Origin of the sequence: Acidovorax sp. DW039 (assembly GCF_037101375.1) — a bacterium.
In the GTDB taxonomy this organism is placed as follows: Bacteria; Pseudomonadota; Gammaproteobacteria; order Burkholderiales; family Burkholderiaceae_C; genus Acidovorax.
In genome coordinates, this window is record NZ_AP029019.1 from 2,548,535 (window position 1) to 2,565,922 (window position 17,388).

17 protein-coding genes are annotated in these 17,388 nt (G+C 64.2%); 4 read left to right on the plus strand and 13 right to left on the minus strand.

What is annotated here, in order from left to right; genetic code table 11:
• Position 1 precedes the first annotated feature (1 nt).
• The 9 genes from AACH87_RS11305 to AACH87_RS11345 all read right to left on the minus strand — a co-directional run bounded on the left by AACH87_RS11305 (position 2) and on the right by AACH87_RS11345 (position 8,356).
• On the minus strand, positions 2 to 955 hold the full coding sequence (locus tag AACH87_RS11305; protein WP_338794527.1) for an MbnP family copper-binding protein: 954 nt from the start codon (positions 953 to 955) through the stop codon (positions 2 to 4).
• Positions 956 to 1,120: 165 nt separating this feature from the next.
• Positions 1,121 to 1,540: a DUF2946 family protein gene (locus AACH87_RS11310; RefSeq protein WP_338794528.1), complete on the minus strand. Its 420-nt coding sequence runs from the start codon at positions 1,538 to 1,540 to the stop codon at positions 1,121 to 1,123.
• Positions 1,541 to 1,550: 10 nt separating this feature from the next.
• Complete coding sequence (locus AACH87_RS11315; RefSeq protein ID WP_338794529.1) at positions 1,551 to 1,916, minus strand: hypothetical protein; 366 nt, start codon at positions 1,914 to 1,916, stop codon at positions 1,551 to 1,553.
• Positions 1,917 to 2,048: 132 nt separating this feature from the next.
• Positions 2,049 to 2,414 (minus strand): DUF2946 family protein, encoded by a 366-nt coding sequence (locus AACH87_RS11320; protein WP_338794530.1) that lies wholly within the window; start codon positions 2,412 to 2,414, stop codon positions 2,049 to 2,051.
• 197 nt (positions 2,415 to 2,611) lie between these two features.
• Positions 2,612 to 4,276: a DHA2 family efflux MFS transporter permease subunit gene (locus AACH87_RS11325; RefSeq protein ID WP_338794531.1), complete on the minus strand. Its 1,665-nt coding sequence runs from the start codon at positions 4,274 to 4,276 to the stop codon at positions 2,612 to 2,614.
• 12 nt (positions 4,277 to 4,288) lie between these two features.
• Positions 4,289 to 5,617: an HlyD family efflux transporter periplasmic adaptor subunit gene (locus AACH87_RS11330; protein ID WP_338794532.1), complete on the minus strand. Its 1,329-nt coding sequence runs from the start codon at positions 5,615 to 5,617 to the stop codon at positions 4,289 to 4,291.
• Positions 5,618 to 5,668: 51 nt separating this feature from the next.
• Positions 5,669 to 7,210 carry an efflux transporter outer membrane subunit gene (locus tag AACH87_RS11335; RefSeq protein ID WP_338794534.1) on the minus strand — a complete coding sequence of 514 codons (1,542 nt, stop codon included), beginning with the start codon at positions 7,208 to 7,210 and terminating at the stop codon, positions 5,669 to 5,671.
• Positions 7,211 to 7,248: 38 nt separating this feature from the next.
• Positions 7,249 to 7,785 (minus strand): MarR family winged helix-turn-helix transcriptional regulator, encoded by a 537-nt coding sequence (locus tag AACH87_RS11340; RefSeq protein WP_338794535.1) that lies wholly within the window; start codon positions 7,783 to 7,785, stop codon positions 7,249 to 7,251.
• Between the two features lie 163 nt (positions 7,786 to 7,948).
• The gene (locus AACH87_RS11345; RefSeq protein WP_338794536.1) at positions 7,949 to 8,356 is read right to left on the minus strand and encodes a nuclear transport factor 2 family protein; all 408 of its coding nucleotides are present in this window, start codon (positions 8,354 to 8,356) and stop codon (positions 7,949 to 7,951) included.
• A 98-nt stretch (positions 8,357 to 8,454) separates the two neighbouring features.
• On the opposite strand from AACH87_RS11345, the gene AACH87_RS11350 reads away from it, so the two are divergent.
• The 3 genes from AACH87_RS11350 to AACH87_RS11360 all read left to right on the plus strand — a co-directional run bounded on the left by AACH87_RS11350 (position 8,455) and on the right by AACH87_RS11360 (position 13,015).
• Positions 8,455 to 9,375 carry a LysR family transcriptional regulator gene (locus AACH87_RS11350; protein ID WP_338794537.1) on the plus strand — a complete coding sequence of 307 codons (921 nt, stop codon included), beginning with the start codon at positions 8,455 to 8,457 and terminating at the stop codon, positions 9,373 to 9,375.
• 85 nt (positions 9,376 to 9,460) lie between these two features.
• The gene (locus AACH87_RS11355; protein ID WP_338794538.1) at positions 9,461 to 10,759 is read left to right on the plus strand and encodes a M20/M25/M40 family metallo-hydrolase; all 1,299 of its coding nucleotides are present in this window, start codon (positions 9,461 to 9,463) and stop codon (positions 10,757 to 10,759) included.
• 264 nt (positions 10,760 to 11,023) lie between these two features.
• Positions 11,024 to 13,015 carry a tetratricopeptide repeat protein gene (locus tag AACH87_RS11360; RefSeq protein WP_338794539.1) on the plus strand — a complete coding sequence of 664 codons (1,992 nt, stop codon included), beginning with the start codon at positions 11,024 to 11,026 and terminating at the stop codon, positions 13,013 to 13,015.
• Positions 13,016 to 13,079: 64 nt separating this feature from the next.
• Here the strand turns inward: AACH87_RS11360 and AACH87_RS11365 are convergent, their stop codons facing one another.
• Together AACH87_RS11365 and AACH87_RS11370 are read right to left on the minus strand one after the other, a co-directional pair.
• Positions 13,080 to 13,373: a helix-turn-helix transcriptional regulator gene (locus tag AACH87_RS11365; RefSeq protein WP_338794540.1), complete on the minus strand. Its 294-nt coding sequence runs from the start codon at positions 13,371 to 13,373 to the stop codon at positions 13,080 to 13,082.
• 200 nt (positions 13,374 to 13,573) lie between these two features.
• Positions 13,574 to 14,560: a tripartite tricarboxylate transporter substrate binding protein gene (locus tag AACH87_RS11370; protein WP_338794541.1), complete on the minus strand. Its 987-nt coding sequence runs from the start codon at positions 14,558 to 14,560 to the stop codon at positions 13,574 to 13,576.
• Positions 14,561 to 14,777: 217 nt separating this feature from the next.
• Here AACH87_RS11370 and chrA point away from each other — a divergent pair, with 217 nt between their 5' ends.
• Complete coding sequence (gene chrA, locus AACH87_RS11375; RefSeq protein ID WP_338794542.1) at positions 14,778 to 16,064, plus strand: chromate efflux transporter; 1,287 nt, start codon at positions 14,778 to 14,780, stop codon at positions 16,062 to 16,064.
• Between the two features lie 280 nt (positions 16,065 to 16,344).
• On the opposite strand, the gene AACH87_RS11380 is transcribed toward chrA, so the two are convergent.
• Both AACH87_RS11380 and AACH87_RS11385 read right to left on the minus strand, forming a co-directional pair.
• Positions 16,345 to 17,133 (minus strand): DNA adenine methylase, encoded by a 789-nt coding sequence (locus AACH87_RS11380; protein WP_338794543.1) that lies wholly within the window; start codon positions 17,131 to 17,133, stop codon positions 16,345 to 16,347.
• Complete coding sequence (locus tag AACH87_RS11385) at positions 17,102 to 17,293, minus strand: Com family DNA-binding transcriptional regulator (RefSeq protein WP_338794544.1); 192 nt, start codon at positions 17,291 to 17,293, stop codon at positions 17,102 to 17,104. The genes AACH87_RS11380 and AACH87_RS11385 overlap by 32 nt, the downstream gene beginning before the upstream one ends.
• Positions 17,294 to 17,388 lie beyond the last annotated feature (95 nt).

Genomic DNA, 17,388 nt, shown 5'->3' on the forward strand with positions numbered 1-17,388 from the left:
CTTATTTGCCCTCCACGCGGAACAGGGTTTGGCCACTGCCGCCGTTGATGGGCTTGCCCGTGGTCAGGTCCAGGGCCAGCACCTTGTAGATGGCGTCGCATTCGGGGTCTGTTGCGCCCGACATACAGCCAGCCGCACCGCCCAGGTCTGCATTGAGGTTGGTGCCGGTGTACAGGGCGGCCAGGTCAAGCACCACTTTTTGTGTGTTGCTGTTGAAGCTGGCAAAACCAAAGTCCATGCGGTTGGGGCGTGCGCAGGTCACGGTCTCGCCCGTGACCGGGTTGCCGGTGCAGCCTGTGGAGCCCAGGTGCGTATAGAACGTGGTGCCCGGCGCGGCAGGCGATGGGCGCACCACGCCACCGGCGGGGTTGACCTCAATCTGCGCAAACTTGCGCCCCGCCTGCCACGACCAGGCCAGGGCCTGCACATCCATGGGTTTGGTAGCCACGGCGTAGTCGGTGTGGTTCAGGCTGGCGGGTACGCCCACCGTGAGCTTGACGCCTGTGTAGGTGCCTGCGGGTACCGTGCCTTTGATCTGCGGGTTCATGGCCTTGGTGCCAGCGTCGGCACATGCGCCCGAGGCGTCTTCCAGGTCGATCAGCACGACCTCCTTGTTTTGCCATTCATTCACGTCCAGTGTTATGGGCACGGACTCCCCCTTGTCGTTGACCAGGGCCACATTGCTTACGTAAAAGCGCAAATCGTGCAGTTGGGCCGACACCTTGCCTGTGCCCAGGCCGGTGATGGCGGTGCCGCATTTCACGTCTTGCGTGCCAGCCTTGGCGGCAAAGTCGATGGTGATGCTTTGCGGGCCTGTGGGCACGGGTGCTAGGGCATCGCCACCACCGCCGCCGCCACCGCAGGCCACCAAGGCGATGGGAAGTGCCAAGGCAGCAGCCAGTGCGATGGGCTTGCGCAGAAACGAGAAAGAGGATGTGTGGTTGGAATAGGTCATTGCAAATGTTTCAAAAGGCGGCCGTCACCCCGCCTGTGGCAGGCGCGAGCGTGCGGCACAAAAAGGCTTGCAGGGCCAAGCAGGCGGCCTTGCGCTAAAAAAGGAAATCACACCCGGAGGAAGCCTGCGCGCGCCCCGACTGGGCTACGGCAAGGCGTGGGCGCATCAAAGCCGGGCGGGTGGCGCGCGGGGCGGCGCGGTGAGCACGATGCAGGCGGCTGTGCTGCGCTGGGCTGGTGGCTCCGGCGGCTGTTCCGTGCGGTACCCAGGCTGGGCAAAGCGCAAGTCACTGCGCAGCAGATCGGGGGAGGCATCCAGCGCAAAGCGGCACAGCGGGCAATGCACCGAGCCATCGGCGGTCATGCCTTGGGCATCGTCGGCGTCTGCGCTGGCCTGTGCGGGCGTCTGGGTACTTTGCATGCCCACCCAGCGCACGCCCTGGCTGGTGCAGACCTCCACCATCTGTACGTCACCCTGGCTGCCTCGGCCCAGCAGCAAGGCAGCAGCCAGGGCCGAGTGCAGGCAGGCCAGCACCATGCAGGCGATCAGCCAGCGGGCCAGTTTGCGCGCGAGGTGGTGCTGCACGGGGATGCGGTTACTTGCGCGAAGGGCTTTGCTGCAACGGCACCAGCGTCATGCGGCCCAGGTGGTGAATGGCCTGAGAGCCGGGGGCTGCCATGCCATGCGATTGGGCCTGCAGTGCCGCTGCGGCGTAGGCCATGCCCAGCGCGGCCACATGGGCCAGAGCAAATGCGGCGATGAAGCGACCACTGTGCAGTGGCAAGGCGGGGAGCTGCTGCGGTTGGCGTGGGGTGTAGGTGTCCATGTCGTCGATGTCATGAAATACAAGGCAACGGGGCTGCGCAAACACTTGCGCAAGCGCCGCGAAGGGCAGGGGGCTCACCGCCATGCGGCAGGCCCAAGGTGCTGGCCGCTCCAAGAACGAGCCGATGGCACGCATGCATGCACACGCTGATGGCGGGCACAGAACTGTTGCATAAGGCAGCGGGTGACCTCCGGGAAAGCGCCGCACAGTACGCCGCAGCCAAGTGCTGCAGACGCAGGTATGCGCGCCCTTGAACAGGTTCTTAGATCAGGACAGGACGAGAGGTGGGCCGCGCGGGGGCAGCGGGGCCCCCACCAAAGCGGCCAGGGTGGCTGCAACCACTGGGCGCAGTGCATGCGCCAGCGGCTGAGGGTGGGTGATGGCCGTCACGCTGATGGACGGTGGCGCGCTGAACTGAAGGCACAGAGGGCAGTCCAGCGCATGGTGGTTTTGCGGCGCAGCCTGGCCGCCATCATCGTTCAGCACGACCAGCTTGGTCGCACCGGCGGTGGTGCAAACCAGCTCCATGGCTTGTGGATGAACCAGGGGGGACGCAACGGCAACACCCAGGGTGAGCATCAACCACGCCAGAACCAGGCGGGCCAGCAGAGTGGATGTGCGCAGGCGTTGCATGCGCAGAATTATCGTCGCTAAAAGTACTGGCAGCGACAAGCCGAACCCAAGGCTTACCCCAAGTTGGCCGAGGTGAGGCGTTTTGTCCTTATCGAGGTGCCATCTGCCTCAAGGGGTTTTGTGCTATTAAAAATATAGCTTGTAGCGCTTTATTGATAAGCGCTACAAGCCTTTTTTCTTCAAGCCTCAGCGGGCCTTCAATGCGCGCCAGCCGCTGCATCAGACCCCGCGCCGCCTGCCCTGGCGGGCCGTTTGGTCAGCCAGATCAGGCCGATCAGCGTGAGGAACAGGCCTGCGGAGCCGATGAAGATGTCATCAGCAGCGCGGGTGAAGGCCTGCTGATCAATCAGCCGGTTGATCTGCGCCAGCGCCTGCATTTGCGTGAGGCCCGAGGCCATCAGGCCGTCCAGCGTCTGTGCAAACACCCCCTGGCCCTGAATCAGCCCTTCGGTAAGGTGGGCGTGGTGCAGTGCTGCGCGGCTTTCCCACAGCGTGGTGGAAATCGACGTACCCATGGCCCCCGCTGTGATGCGCACAAAGTTGGACAGGCCCGCTGCTGCCGGAATGCGCTCTGGCGCAATACCCGCCAGCGTGATGGTGGTGAGCGGAATGAAGAAGAACGCCATGGCCGCACCCTGCAACAGCGTAGGGATCAGGATGTGGATGAAGTCCGTCTGCACCGTGAACTGCGAACGCATCCACAGCACCGTACTGAACACGATGAACGCGCCCGTAGCCATGCGGCGGGGGTCCCACTGGCTCACCTTCTTGCCCACCAGCGGGGTCAGCAAAATGGCAAACACGCCCACGGGTGCCAGCGCCATGCCTGCGGTGGTGGCGGTGTAGCCCATCCACTGCTGCAGCCACAGGGGCAGCAGCACCACGTTCCCGAAGAACAGGGCATAGGCCACCGACAGCGCCAGCGCACCAAAAGTGAAGTTGCGGCCCTTGAAGAGCTTGAGGTCCACCACCGGGTGCTTCTCGGTCAGCTCCCACACCAGGAACACGGCAAACGCCACCACGGCAATGACGGCCATGGTGATGATCTCGCCTGAGGCAAACCAGTCCAGCTCCTTGCCCTTGTCCAGCATGAGCTGCAGCGCGCCTACCCACAGCACCAGCAGGGTCAGGCCCACGGTGTCGATCGGCAGCTTGCGGATGGGTGTTTCGCGCTTGCGGTAGATGCCCCAGGTGAGCAGACCCGCCAGCAGGCCCACTGGCACGTTGATGTAGAAGATCCACGGCCAGGAGATGTTGTCGGTGATCCACCCACCCAAAAGCGGCCCCACCACGGGCGCGACCAGCGTCGTCACCCCCCAGAGCGCCAGGGCCGTGCCCGCCAGCGCGCGCGGGTAGCTGGCCAGCAGCAGGGTTTGGCTCAGCGGAATCATCGGCCCGGCGACCAGGCCCTGCAGCACGCGGAAGAACACCAGTGCCTCCAGCGACCAGGCAAACCCGCACAGCCACGAGGTAAGCACAAAGAGCAGCACGCTCATGGTGAACAGGCGCACCGCACCAAAGCGCTGGGTGAGCCAGCCCGTGAGCGGCACCGAGATGGCGTTGGCCACCCCAAAGCTGGTGATGACCCAGGTGCCCTGGTTGGGGCTGACGCCCAGGTCACCCGCAATGGCGGGGATGGAGACGTTGGCGATGGACGAATCCAACACGTTCATGAACGTGGCCAGCGACAGGGACAAGGTGCCCAGCAGAAGGGCCGTGCCCTGCAGCGGTGGGTAGGCGGCGGGCGACCCCGGTGGGGCAGAAGGCGCGGGCGTTGCTGAAGGTGCCGAAGGCGCAGCACTGGCCGTGGCAGGACCGGTGCCCGAAGGCACTGCGTCAGCCGAAGGATTGGCGGTGGTCATGTGGTGCCCCGCTTACTGCACCACAGGGGCTTGCACTGCGGGTTGGGTGGGGGCAGATGCATGCTTTTGCGCTTGGGGAGCAGCGGCCTGTGCATGGCTCTTGTTGCCTGAAGCGGCTGCTGACGGTGCGGAGGCCAGTGCCTTGCGCCCCAGGTTGGCGGCAATGATGTGGGCCACTTCGTCGTCAGCGGCCTTGAACTGCTCATCGAACACAGCGGTGGCGGCCACGGGGGTGGTGCGCAGGGTGTCGGCCAGGGTCTTGCCGCTCTGGTCGGCCGTGTCCACCTTCACATCCATCGACAGGCCCACGCGCAGCGGGTGCTCGGCCACTTCCTTCGGGTCCAGCGCAATGCGCACGGGCACGCGCTGCACCACCTTGATCCAGTTGCCTGTGGCGTTCTGGGCGGGCAGCAGTGCAAAGGCCGCGCCCGTGCCAGCGCCCAGGCCTGTGACGGTGCCGTGGTAGACGACCTTGGTGCCGTATACATCGGCTTCCAGCTCTGCAGGCTGGCCGATGCGCAGGTTTTGCAGCTGGCTTTCCTTGAAATTGGCGTCCACCCACAGGTCATGCAGGGGCACCAGCGTCATCAGCGGGGCACCGGCCTGCACGCGCTGGCCCACCTGCACACCACGCTTGGCTACATGCCCATCCAGCGGGGCGATCAGCTGGGCGCGCTGCACGGCCAGATACGCCTCGCGCACACGGGCTGCGGCGCGCTGCACGTTGGGGTGCTGCTCCACCGATGTGCCTTCGGTCTGGGTCTGGCTGGCGGCCAGTTGCTCTTGCGCCGCCACAACGGCGGCCTGGGCGGCGGCCACGGTGCTCTTGGCAGCAGCCAGCTGGGCATTGGCGTGCTGGAATTCTTCCTTGCCCACGGCACCGCTGGCCATCAGCGGGGCGCGGCGGTTCACGTCTTCCTGCATGCGGGCTGCGTCGGCCTGGGCACGGCCCAGGTCGGCGCTGCGCAGGCTCACCTGGGCCTTGAGGGTGGAGTTGTTGGCAAACAGCGTGCGCACTTCACGCACGGTTTGCGCAAGCTGGGCTTCTGCCTGCTCCAGAGCCACGCGGGCGTCGGCCGGGTCCAGCTTGACGAGCAACTGGCCTGCCTTCACGTAGTCGGTATCGTCCGCGCCAATGGAAACCACGGTGCCGCCGATCTGCGGCGTGATCTGCACCACATTGCCCGCCACGTAGGCGTTGTCGGTCGTTTCCACATGGCGGCCGTTGGCCCAGTGCCAGCCACCCCAGCCGAGGGCGGCGATGGCCACGGCAGCGGCGATGAGGGTGAGGCCCCGGCGGCGGGCAGTGTTGGCTTCTTGAGAGGTGAGAGGTTCGCTCATGATGTGTTCTTTCAGGAATGGTGGGGGTCAGGCAGTGACGCGATCAGTGGATCAGTGGGCGGCTGCGGTGATGACTGCTTGGGTGGTGGCGGTGCCAGCGGCGGCTGTTTGCAGCGTGTCTGTGTTGTCGGTCCAGCCGCCGCCCAGCGCCTTCATCAGCACCAGACGGGTGTCGAGCTGGCGCGCACGCAGGTCTACTGCCAGGCGGCGCTGGGCCAGCACCTGGCTTTCGGTGCTGAGCACCACCAGGTAGCTGCCCAGCCCTGCGCGGTAGCGGTCTTGCGCAAAGCGGTAGGCTTTTTCGGCGCTGGCCACGGCATCGTCCTGCAGGGCCTGCTGGCGTGCGAGTGACTGGATGGACGCCATGGCATCGCCTGCTTCCTTCACGGCATCCAGCACTGCGCCGTTGTACTGGGCGATGGCTGCGTCCAGCTCTGCCTCACGGCCACCCAGCTGGGCGCGCAGGCGGCCACCGTCAAAAATGGGCAAGCGCAGGGCGGGCGTCACGCCCATCTGGCGCGAGCTGCCGTTGAACAGTTTGTCCAGCCCCAGAGAGTTGAGGCCGATGAACGCGCCGATGTTGATGTTGGGATAGAACTCGGTGCGCGCACTCTTCACACCCTGGGTGGCGGCTTCCACACGCCAGCGGGCGGCCACCACATCGGGGCGGCGGCCCAGCAGGTCGGCGCCCAGTTCCTGCGGCACAGAGGCAGATTGCAGCAGCTCCATGCGCGGGGTCAGCTGGGGCAGGGCGTCCGGGGCCTGGCCTGTCAGCACGGCCAGCTGGCGTCGCGCCAGGGTGATTTGTTCGTCCAGCGCCTCAATTTGCGTGCGTGCATCGGGCACGGCACCCTGGGCCTGGGTCAGCTCTACCTGGCTGTCCAGCCCGGCTGCGGTGCGTTCTTGCGTCAGGCGGCGCTGCTCTTCGCGCTGCTCCAGAGCACGCACGGCCACGTCGCGCTGGGCCACCAGCCGTGCCAGCCCTACATAGCTGCGCCCCACCTGCATGGCCAAGGTGTTGGCGGCGGCGGCGGCATCGGCCTGCGCAGCACGGGCCTGGCCCAGGGCGGCCTGCAGTTCAGCCGCATGCTGGCCGAAGAAGTCGGGCGACCAGCTCAGCGTGGTTTGCACCGTGCCGCTGTTGTACACGTTGCCAGCCACCGGCGCAGGCACCAGGCCGTTAGCGCTGTAGCGTTGCCGGCTGGCATCTGCACTCAACGCCACCTGGGGGCCGTTGGCGGCTTCTCGCACCTGGCTCAGGGCAATGGCCTGCTCCACCCGTGCGCGGCTCACTGCCAGGCTGGGGCTGCCTTGCAAGGCCGTGTCCACCAGCGTGTTGAGCTGTTCATCGCCCAAGGTCTTCCACCACTGGGCCGGTGCCACGGTTTCGGTGGTGGTGGCTTTCAGGCCTGCGGCGGCGGGGCTAGTTTGCGCAAGCGGTGTGTGGGCAGCGCCTGGGCTGGCGCAGCCCACCAGCAGCAGGGCCGCAGCCAAGGCAATGGCAGACACCACCAGATGCGCCGCCACGGCGGAGCGGGTGGACACCGCTGCAGCAGCGGTTGGGTTGAAAGAGGCTTGTTGGTAAGCGGTCATGGAAATCTCCGGTCTTGGGAGGCGATAGGGCAGGGGGATCACTCCTGCGGGTTGCTGTCTTCTGGCGGGGTTTGCTGGCGCATGGCTTCTCCGTTGGCCAGCATGCGGCGCAGCATGCTCAGGAAGAGTTGCCACTCTTCACGGCTGAACCCCTTGAGGTGGCCGTTGAGCACATCGGCCAGCACAGGCGGCACCAGCGCTGCGGTGCGTTGCCCCTCGGGTGTCAGCTTCACATGCACCACACGGCGGTCTACCGTGGAGCGCTCGCGCACCAGCAGGCCCTTGGCTTCCATGCGGTCGAGCGAGCGCGTCATGGAGGCGGGGTCTGTCTCCAGCTCACGCGCCAGATAGGCCACGGTGGCTTGTCCGGCCAGGGCGATCTTGAACAGCGGCAGCCACTGCGCGTAGGTCAGCTCATGCACAGAGAGCTGCGCATCGGCCTGGGTGCGCACCGACGACATGACCTTGCGCATCAGGTACCCAATGCTGTTCTCAGGCTGCAGATGGTCGGGGTGGTAGAGCTGCTCTGCGCTGTAGAAAACGGCAGAGGGCTCGGGAGAGGACGAAGAAGTCATGGCCCAGACAATAATTGACTAGACAATTATTGTCTGGGCATTCAAAAAAGACCGTAGACGCTTGAGGGGAATTGGCGAGGTGCGCTGACGCCTTCACCCAGCGCTTTGTGAGCGCCACGGCTGGGGCAGGTCAGGCCCGCCATTGAACTTTGAAGATCGCAAATCAATCGGGTGCGTATTTGTCCCCCACCTGTTCGCGCAGCGGATGCGTGTCGTACAGGATGTTCATCTCGCGGATGCGGTGGCTTCCCGCATCAAAGCTGAACACGTCCACACAGGTAAAGGTCACCTCCCGGCCGTCGTTCAAAGTCCAGTCGTAACGAAAGTACGCCGCCACGCGGGTGGGGCCTGGGGCCGCCGACTGCACGGATTCAAAAAGGTCGAGCACCGTGATCACGCTGGCGCCGGAAGCCTGTGCCAGTTTGCGAAAGAAGTCGCCCGCACGCATGTGGCCCAGAAAAGGGGAGAGCACCTGGCCGTCTTCCTCAAAACAGGCAATCAGGCCCTCGGTGTTGCTGGTGTGCAGGTGATGCAGATAGGTTTTGACGGTTTCTATGGGGCGCGAAGTCATCTGGGCTCCTGAGTCTGAAAGTGAAAGGGAACCCCGAGCATCCGTGCCCGTGCTCTCGCATTCAAGCCACAATGGCTGCCAACTCATAAAAGCTGTTTATGTATTTGCGCTACCTGCAGTACCTTCAGGCGGTGGTGGAGCACGGGTCTTTCGCCCAGGCTGCGCATGCGTGTGGCGTGTCTCAACCCGCAGTGAGCCATGGCATGAAGGTGTTGCAAAGCCAGTGGAACGAGCCCTTGCTGCTGCGCGAAGGGCGCCGCTACATCCCCACGCCACTGGGCCGCAAGCTGGCGTTGCAGGCAGCCCACCTGCATGCACAGATGTCGGCACTGGGGCCCCAGCCCATAGCGGTGCAGCCCGACACCACGGTGCTGCGCGTGGGGCTGACCGCGTCTGCCGCGCTGGTGTGTGGCCCTGCTCTTTACTCTGGCTGGTGCCAGCCAGACCGCAGCCGCACCCTGGAGATGGCGACTGGCCATGAAGGTGAATTGCTGGCCGCCCTGCTGCAGGGCCAGTGGCACGCCGTCATTGCCCCGCGCCCCCGCCACTTTGATCACCCGGACCTTACGGTGCAGGAGCTCTATCGCCTGAACCCCCAGATCTATGCGCGCAAGCGGCACCCGCTGGCGGCTGCAAACTCCCTTGCCCAACTGCAAGGGGCCGACTGGGCTTGCGTGGGCTCGGCGGTGAGCGGCCCAGTGGATGTGCTGGCTGAGGCGCATCAGGTGCGCGGCCTGCCACCACCTCGCACGGTGGTGCGTTGTGCCGACTTTGCCAGCATGGCGCAGCTGGTGGCGCAGACCGACCTGCTCGCCGTGGTGCCGCATCCGTCCCTTCTCGGATCGGCAGCGGGCCAGCTGCGAGCATTGCGGCTGAACGAGTCGCTGCCGCTTTACAGCATGGGTTTGTTCACCCTGCGCCATTCGGGGCCCACCATGCCGGCATCCGTGTTGGCTGCACTGCGATCCGTGACCAAGGCTCATGATGAGCCGAGAGACGACCCGCCGCCTGTTGGCTGAAATTTTTCATTCGGCATATTTTTTGCAACGAGCATTGCAAGAAACCATAATGGCATTTCCACTCCCTACCTTGAGGCCTCTCCCCATGCAACGTTTGCCCTCCGCCCGTCCACTTGTTCGCCCATTGATCGCATCGCTCTCGCTGGCATTTGCTTTTTCCTTTGCCTCGGCCGTGCACGCCGCTCCCGTGGCAGAAGTCCATGCTCTGGCCCAGAAAGAGCAGCAACCGCTGCTCGACACCCTGCGAGACCTGGTCCATATCGAGTCGGGCAGCAAAGACATTGAAGGCCTGAACCAGATTGCTGACCGCATTGCCAGCCAGCTCAAGCAACTGGGTGGAACGGTGGAGGTGCTGCAGACCAGCGACATTTACCGCCTGGACGACACGCCCGAGAAGGTGGGCCCTGCGGTGCAGGCCGTTTTCAAGGGCTCGGGCACCAAGAAGATCATGCTGATTGCGCACATGGACACGGTTTACCTCAAGGGCATGCTCAAGGGCCAGCCTTTCCGCATTGAGGGCGACAAGGCCTACGGTTTGGGCATTGCCGACGACAAGCAGGGCGTGGCGCTGATCCTGCATACGGTGGCCTTGCTGCAAAAGCTCAATTTCAAGGAATACGGCACCCTCACCGTGCTGATCAATGGCGACGAGGAAATCAGCTCCCCAGGCTGGCGCAGCACCATCACCCGTGTGGCTGCAGATCAGGACGCAGTGTTTTCGTTTGAAGGCGGCGGCACCGACGGCAGCCTGCGCCTGGCCACCAGCGGCATTGGCGCTGCCTACCTCACCGTGCAGGGCAAGGCATCGCATGCCGGGGCCAAGCCTGAGGACGGGGTGAACGCCCTGTATGAACTCTCTCACCAGTTGCTGCAGATGAAGGACCTCTCGAAGACCGACGAGGGACTCAAGCTGAACTGGACCGTCTCCAAGGCAGGCACCAATCGCAACGTCATTCCTGCCGAAGCCACTGCCCAGGCCGATGCCCGCGCTTTGCGTGTAGCCGATTTCGATGGCCTGGAGAAAAACCTGCAGGAGAAAGTGAAAACCAGGCTCCTGCCAGCCTCCAAGGTGGATGTGAAGTTTGAAGTGCGCCGCCCGCCGCTGGAAGCCAACGAGGCCTCTCGCCGCGTGGCAGGGTATGGCAAGGTCATCTACCAGGAACTGGGCATGTCGCTGAACGTGGTGGAAAAGGCCACGGGCGGCGGCACGGACGCCGCCTTCGCAGCTCTCAAGACCAAGGGCGCTGTGGTGGAGGGCATGGGGTTGTCTGGCTACGGCGCGCACTCCAACGATGCAGAGTACGTGCAGCTCAACACCATCGTGCCGCGCCTGTACCTTGCCACGCGCATGGTGATGGACATCTCCCGCGGTGTGCTGAAGTGATCTGAGCGGGCTCTTACGCCTCGCACGCCACAGCCCCAACCACGCGCCGTGGTCGGGGCTTTGTTGTTTCTGGGACAGCGCCGCCAGGCAAGCACGCAGGAATTTGCTTCAAAAATGATAGCTGCTTGCGCTTATATAGTAAGTGCTAGGGCTTGTTTTCATCATTTTTCATCGCGATAGGGCGGCATGGAAGCCGTGCCATCGCACCGGCCTTGCCCCCTAGAATCCCGCGCCACAAGCCAACTAAAAGCACCTGGGAGGGCCGTGAGTTACGTACTTCAGTTGTGGGAAAAGCCCGCAGAGTGGCCCTGGCCCACCAGCAAGGCCGAGGCCGATGCGCAGTTTGAGCGGGTCGAAAGTGGACCCGAGACCGCGCAGAACCCCAAATTTCTGGCCTGGGGCAAGGCCCTGCACGAACGCTTTCCAGAAGCCATGGACGTGTGGCTGGACGGCAGTGAAGACGGTGTCACCACCTTTCCCACACTGGGCTTTGGCATCAACACCCGCTCAGAGCATTGGGACCAGGGCTTTGACTGGGCCTGGGAGCAGGCAACCCGGCTGGGGCTGAATCTTTACGACCCCCAAAGTGGCGTGCATTACCTAGGCAATGGCGATGTGCCGGAAGAGCCTGATCTGCAAGTTCGCCAGGCCGAACGGGCCCGTCAGGCAGGTGACGACGCTGCCGCGTGGGCCGAGTACCGCCGGTGGGCGGCACGCGGCAACCCGCATGCCATTTACGTGCTGGGCCGGGCCCTGCGCTTTGGCATTCTGGGGCAGCGCAGGCATTTTGATCTGGCCGCAGCACTGCAGCTGATCGGTGCTTACAACAAGGAAACCCAGGCGGACGCACAAGCGTTTTTCGAGCGTTTTCCGCCCGAAGCCAAGGCGCGCGCGCAAGCCTTGCTGGAACAACTCAAGGCCGCCAACGCAGAGCAACGGCTGCAGGTGGTGGATGCCGAACGCAAAGCGGTGGACGACGCCTTTGCGCGCACCGAACAGATGATGCTGTTCACCCGCAAACGCATCGAGGCATCTCCCGGCCTGAAGCTGGCAGCGGGGCAGGGGCATGAGGTAGCCGCCTTTCAGCACGCGCTGGAATCGGTAATTGGCTGGGAAGAACCCAACTTTGAAAGTGCCCGCTATTGGTGCCAGCGCGCCGCCGAATGGGACCATGAGCCCGCCAAACGCCTTTTGGCCCTGATGCACGAGCGTGGATGGGGTGGCCCGGTGGACCCGCAAGCCGCAGCCAAGTGGAAGGCCGCAGCTGAGCAACAGCGCAAGCAAGCAGACGAGAAACAGCAGCGCGCACAAAAGGCGCAATCGCCCGGCGGGCTCAGCCTTGCGCCCATGGAGGCCAAACCTTCATCCAATGCCACCACGGCGCCGCAGGTGTGGACAGGCTCCATCATGCGGGACTTTGTTGGCTGGTTCGCCCGCGAAGGCAACCCCCACGCGGCCTATTACCTGGGCGTTGCCGACCAGCACGGCAGGGACGGCGGCCCCGTCAACCTGACGCAAGCCCGTGCCTGGTATGCCCAGGCGGCAGAAGCCGGGCATGCGGACGCCATCTACAACCTGGGTACCTTCATCGAAGTGGGCAAGGGTGGCCCCAAAGATGTGCTGATGTCCAAGGCCCTGTTCATGCTGTCCAACACCCAGGGGGCCACCATTCGGGTGGACGACCTTCGGATCACGCCCCAGGAGCAAGGGCCCGTGCGTGCCTTGATGACGGCATTGCGCACACCGGGCCGACTGCGTGCGGTGCTGCAGGAAAAAGGCCTTGCGCCCGCAGTGGGCGCACCACAGGGTGCCTTGGCGCAGGTGGGCAGTGCAGCGGGTGCGGCCTCGGCTGCCGGTGTCGCTACAGCTACCAGCCCAGCATCAGGAACCGTGCGGGGGCCGCAGGCCAGCGCATCCCACCGCAAGCCTTCCAGGCAGCAGGAGGAAGACGACGATGAGGAACCGGTGGGCCATGGTCGCAGCTCGGGCGTTTCCATGCACCTGGGGCATCTGGCGCTGATGGTGGGGGCCATCAACATCGTTCTGGTCATTGCGTTTTTCAAGCCGGGGGCCAGCTTTCGCGCGGGCCTGATGTTCTTCGGCCTGATTGGGGCCCTGGGCGCATGGCGCACCGCGCGGGATTTTGACTGGGCACCCCTTCAGCGAGCGGTGGTGGCCGTGCTGGCTGCCGTGCCCATTGCGGGCATGGCCGTGTGCGTGATGATGCTGTTCAAAGCCCTGCGGCAGCGCGACTGAGGTGTTTTTGAAAACACCCTGACAGTGCGCCGCGCTGCCGTCAGCGCCCTTGCGCTGGTGGTTCTCACGCCGCCTGCGTAGCGGGCTTGGGTTGCAGCACCAGCGCAGGGTGCTGCCCCGTCAGCAGCAAAAACATGGCAAACACAGGCCCCTGCATCGTGCGTTCGTCACTCTCACTCTCCAGCGCCTGCCAGGTGCGCGACTGCAGTCCGCCGCGGCTGCCCTGTTGCACGGGGTAACCCATCAGCTCTGCCGCCTGCACCTGGCTCAAACCCGCCGCCACGCGGGCCGCCTTGAGTTCGCTGGCGCTGGGCGCAGGCATGTGAAGTGCCAGAGGAGCAGGTGCGGGCTGGTTCATAAGCGGGGCGATGAAGGGGAGGTGAACTCGCCCCAACGGGGCAAGAGAATGCCCCCATTATTCACAAGAGTTCTGGCAATGCCTGACCTTCCTCGCATGCACTCCGCCAATGCAAAGAGGGCCCTGGGCCCTCTTGGGTTTTGGCAATGGCAGACGGGTGCTGAACCCAGCCCAGCACGCCTGCCAAGCCTGCCGGGCGTTCAGTCCAGTTTGATCTTGGCGGCAGTCACCACGCTGGCCCAGCGGGCGCGCTCCTTCACAAAAAACTGGTCCTGCTCGGCAGGGGTCATGGTCACCACCTCAGCCCCCTGGCCCGCCAGGCGTGAGCGGATCTCGGGCGAGCGAATGGCGGTGATCAGCGCCTTGTTCAGCTTCTGCACCACGGCCTCGGGCGTGCCGCGTGGCACCAGCACACCTTGCCATGTGCCTGATTCATAGCCGGGCACCCCTTGCTCGGCAATGGTGGGCACATCACCCAGCAAAGGCATGCGCGTGGACTTGGACACGCCCAGCACCTTGAGCTTGCCGTTTTGCACCTGGGGCAGGGTGGCCAGCATGCCGTTCATCAGCACCTGGGTCTGGCCTGCCACGGTGTCCTGAATGGCGGTAACGCCGCCCTTGTAAGGGATGTACTGCCAGCGCGCACCGCTGGCGCGCTCCAGCGCCACACCGGCCAGGTGGGGGGCACTGCCGGTGGCAGTCACCGCAAAGTTCAGGTCGTTTTTCTTGGAATACGCCACCAGTTCCTTCAGGTTGTTCACGGGCACCGAAGGGTGCACCACCAGCAGGTGGGGCGAGTAAGCCAGCATGGTCACGCCACGCAGGTCCTTGGAGGGGTCAAACGCCAGCTTGGTGTAGACGGAAGGGCTGATCGCCAGGGCCCCCACATCGCACAGCAACACGGTGTAGCCATCAGGGTCGGCCTTGGCCACAAAATCCGCCCCCAGGTTGCCATTGGCCCCCGCCTTGTTCTCCACGATCACGCTCTGCTTGAGCGATTCGGACAACGCCTGGCTGATAGAGCGCGCAATGATGTCCGAGCTGCCACCGGGTGGGTAGGGCACCACGATACGCAGCGTCTTGGTGGGCCATTCGGCAGCGTTTTGGGCGAAGGCGCTGGTCGCAGAGGTGGCGGTTGCCAGCGCGGCAATGCCCGCCAAAAGGGCGGTGCGACGGTAGAGGGGCATGGGAGTCTCCTTCCTGATCTGCTGATGTTGTGCGTCATCGTACAACTATCGCAAGAATATGCACTAAGGGGATACCATAGTTAGTCCACTCCTCGCATCTCCATCCTCTACGAGGCAATAGGTTGTCGTATGACTCAATCACCCAGCGTCATCGAAACGCACCACGGGTGTGGCAGAGTGCTGCCTTCGTCCCGTCCACGCCCCGCCTGTTGCTCCCATGTCCCGATCAGCCCCGCCTGCGCACCCCGAGCCCGGTTCTCTCAACGCCGCCACCGACAGCGCGTGGGCAGTTTTCTGGGTGTTTCTGCGGCTGGGGCTGACTTCCTTTGGCGGGCCTGTGGCCCACCTGGGCTACTTTCGGGACGAACTGGTGGTGCGCCGCCGCTGGCTTAGCGAGCACAGCTATGCCGACCTGGTCGCGCTGTGCCAGTTTTTGCCCGGACCGGCCAGCAGCCAGGTGGGCATGGCGCTGGGGTTAATGCGTGCGGGCTGGGCGGGGGCGGCGGCAGCGTGGCTGGGCTTTACCTTGCCGTCTGCGGTGGCCCTGGCCTTGCTGGGGCTTGGTTTTTCGTCCTGGGGGGCGGGCATGCCTGCCGGGTTGGTGCAAGGGCTCAAAGTGGTGGCCGTGGCCGTGGTGGCGCAGGCGGTGTGGGGCATGGCCCGTAGCCTGTGCGCCAGTGCCGGGCGCGCTGCGCTCATGCTGGCGGCCTGTGCGCTCACGCTCTGGCAACCGGGGGTGGCAGGGCAGATGGTGGCCATGGTGCTTGCGGGCGTGGTGGGCTGGTGGGTGTGGGGCAGGGGGTTAGGCCGTGTTAGGGCTATAGCACCAGCACAACCTGCCGGGGCAGACGATGCCTGGCACATTCCGCACGGTCACCGCACCGGGCTGGCGTTGCTGGGCTTGTTTGCCATCTTGCTGCTGGCCTTGCCCTGGATCGCTGGGCAATGCGCAACCCTGTCTGCCGGTGCCTTTGCCGTCTCTGTGCTGGACGCCTTCTACCGCGCCGGAGCCCTGGTGTTTGGCGGCGGGCATGTGGTGCTGCCCCTGCTCCAGTCCGCCGTGGTGGGGCCCGGCTGGGTGTCTGCCGATGCGTTTTTGGCAGGCTATGGTGCCACGCAGGCCGTGCCCGGTCCGCTGTTCACCTTTGCGGCCTTTTTGGGCGGGGCCATGGCACCCGGCTGGGCGGGTGCCGGGCTGGCGTTGCTGTGCACGGTGGGTATCTTTTTACCCGCATTTCTGCTGGTGGCTGGCGCGCTGCCTTTGTGGGCCCAGTTGCGCCAGCGGCCCTGGGCGCGCGGTGTGCTGGCCGGGGTGAATACCGCCGTGGTGGGCCTGCTGCTGGCCGCCCTGTACCAGCCCGTGGCCACCAGCGCCCTGCACAGTGCGGCAGACGTGGTGCTGGCAGGCATGGCGCTGGCAGCGCTGCTGTGGTGGCGGCTTCCGCCCTGGGTGGTGGTGCTGGTCACGGCCTTGGCGGCATGGGGTTGGTACGGCTTTCATTGAATACCGTGCACGCACCGCAGCGCCTGTGCCCCCGGCTTCGACGAGCTCAGCCCGAACGGATAGGGGGTATCTGAGGCAAACAACCAATCGACAAAAATGCCTGTAGCGCCCGTCCAACAAGCGCAAGCAGCTATCAAAATGGTAGTATTTAACGCGCCTGAGCTGTTCGATTTTTGAACTGCCATCTGGCTGCAGCTGAAGCGCGCCGCGATATTTGAAGCCGCAACGCTGCGATAAATGGGCACGAGTGTACTTTCGTGCCACTAAAGAGAATTGCAGCTCAGAAAAGTCCAGCAGGTTCAGCCTCCCGATCCCAGCTGTAGATCACCAGCTCACCTCGCTCTACCCGATTTGCAGCTCCCCCCACTGTGTAGTCCAGCGTGAGTGCCTCCATTGAGAAATCAGCGAAGCATTCACGAATGGCGGGGTGGTCATTGATGCTGAGAACGGCCTTTCCTTTGATGGCCTTCAGCTTTGCCGCCATCAATTCATACTGTTCCCATGGGAATGGGACGCCGTAGCCTTCGGTCTCCCAATATGGCGGGTCAAGGTAAAACAGCGTATGCGGCCTGTCATATCGGTCGATACACGCGGCCCAGTCCAGATTCTCGATGTAGGCCCCAGCAGCCAACCGCATGTGAGCTGCGGAGAGGTTTTCCTCAATCCTCAACAGGTTGATTGCCGGTGCGGTGGTCGCCGTGCCGAAGGTCTGCCCAGCGACCTTGCCGCCGAAGCTTTGCTGCTGAAGGTAAAAGAACCTGGCCGCCCGCTGTACGTCGGTGAGAGTCTCAGGTCGAGTTTCCTGCAGCCACTTGAACACCTGGCGGCTGGTGAGAGCCCATTTGAACTGCCTGACGAATTCCTCAAGGTGATGAGTCACAACGCGATAGAGGTTGACCAGGTCGCCGTTGACGTCGTTTATCACCTCAACGTCAGCCGGGTGCCGCGCAAAGAACACTGCCGCACCCCCTGCAAACACTTCGACATAGCAGCTATGGGGCGGGAACCTACTCAGGAGCAGATCAACGAGACGGCGCTTACCGCCGATCCAGGGAATGATGGGAGCCATGGATAAATCCTTCAGGATTTGGCGCTCCCTGGCGCTCTGATGGGGGGCTCTTGGCCCTCAAATGATTCAAAGTCCCACAACGCGGGCACTTAACTATAAGCAGGGCATAGACGCCCTCAGCCAACTTTCTGGCACAGGTTCCGCAGCGTATTTCTTCCATTGCAAGCTTGTTTCGTATTACTAAAACTCCGCTAGACTCGCCGCACTCTGTACAGGGTGGCGGGCCTTGCCGGGCTTGCAGGGCTCTTCTGCATG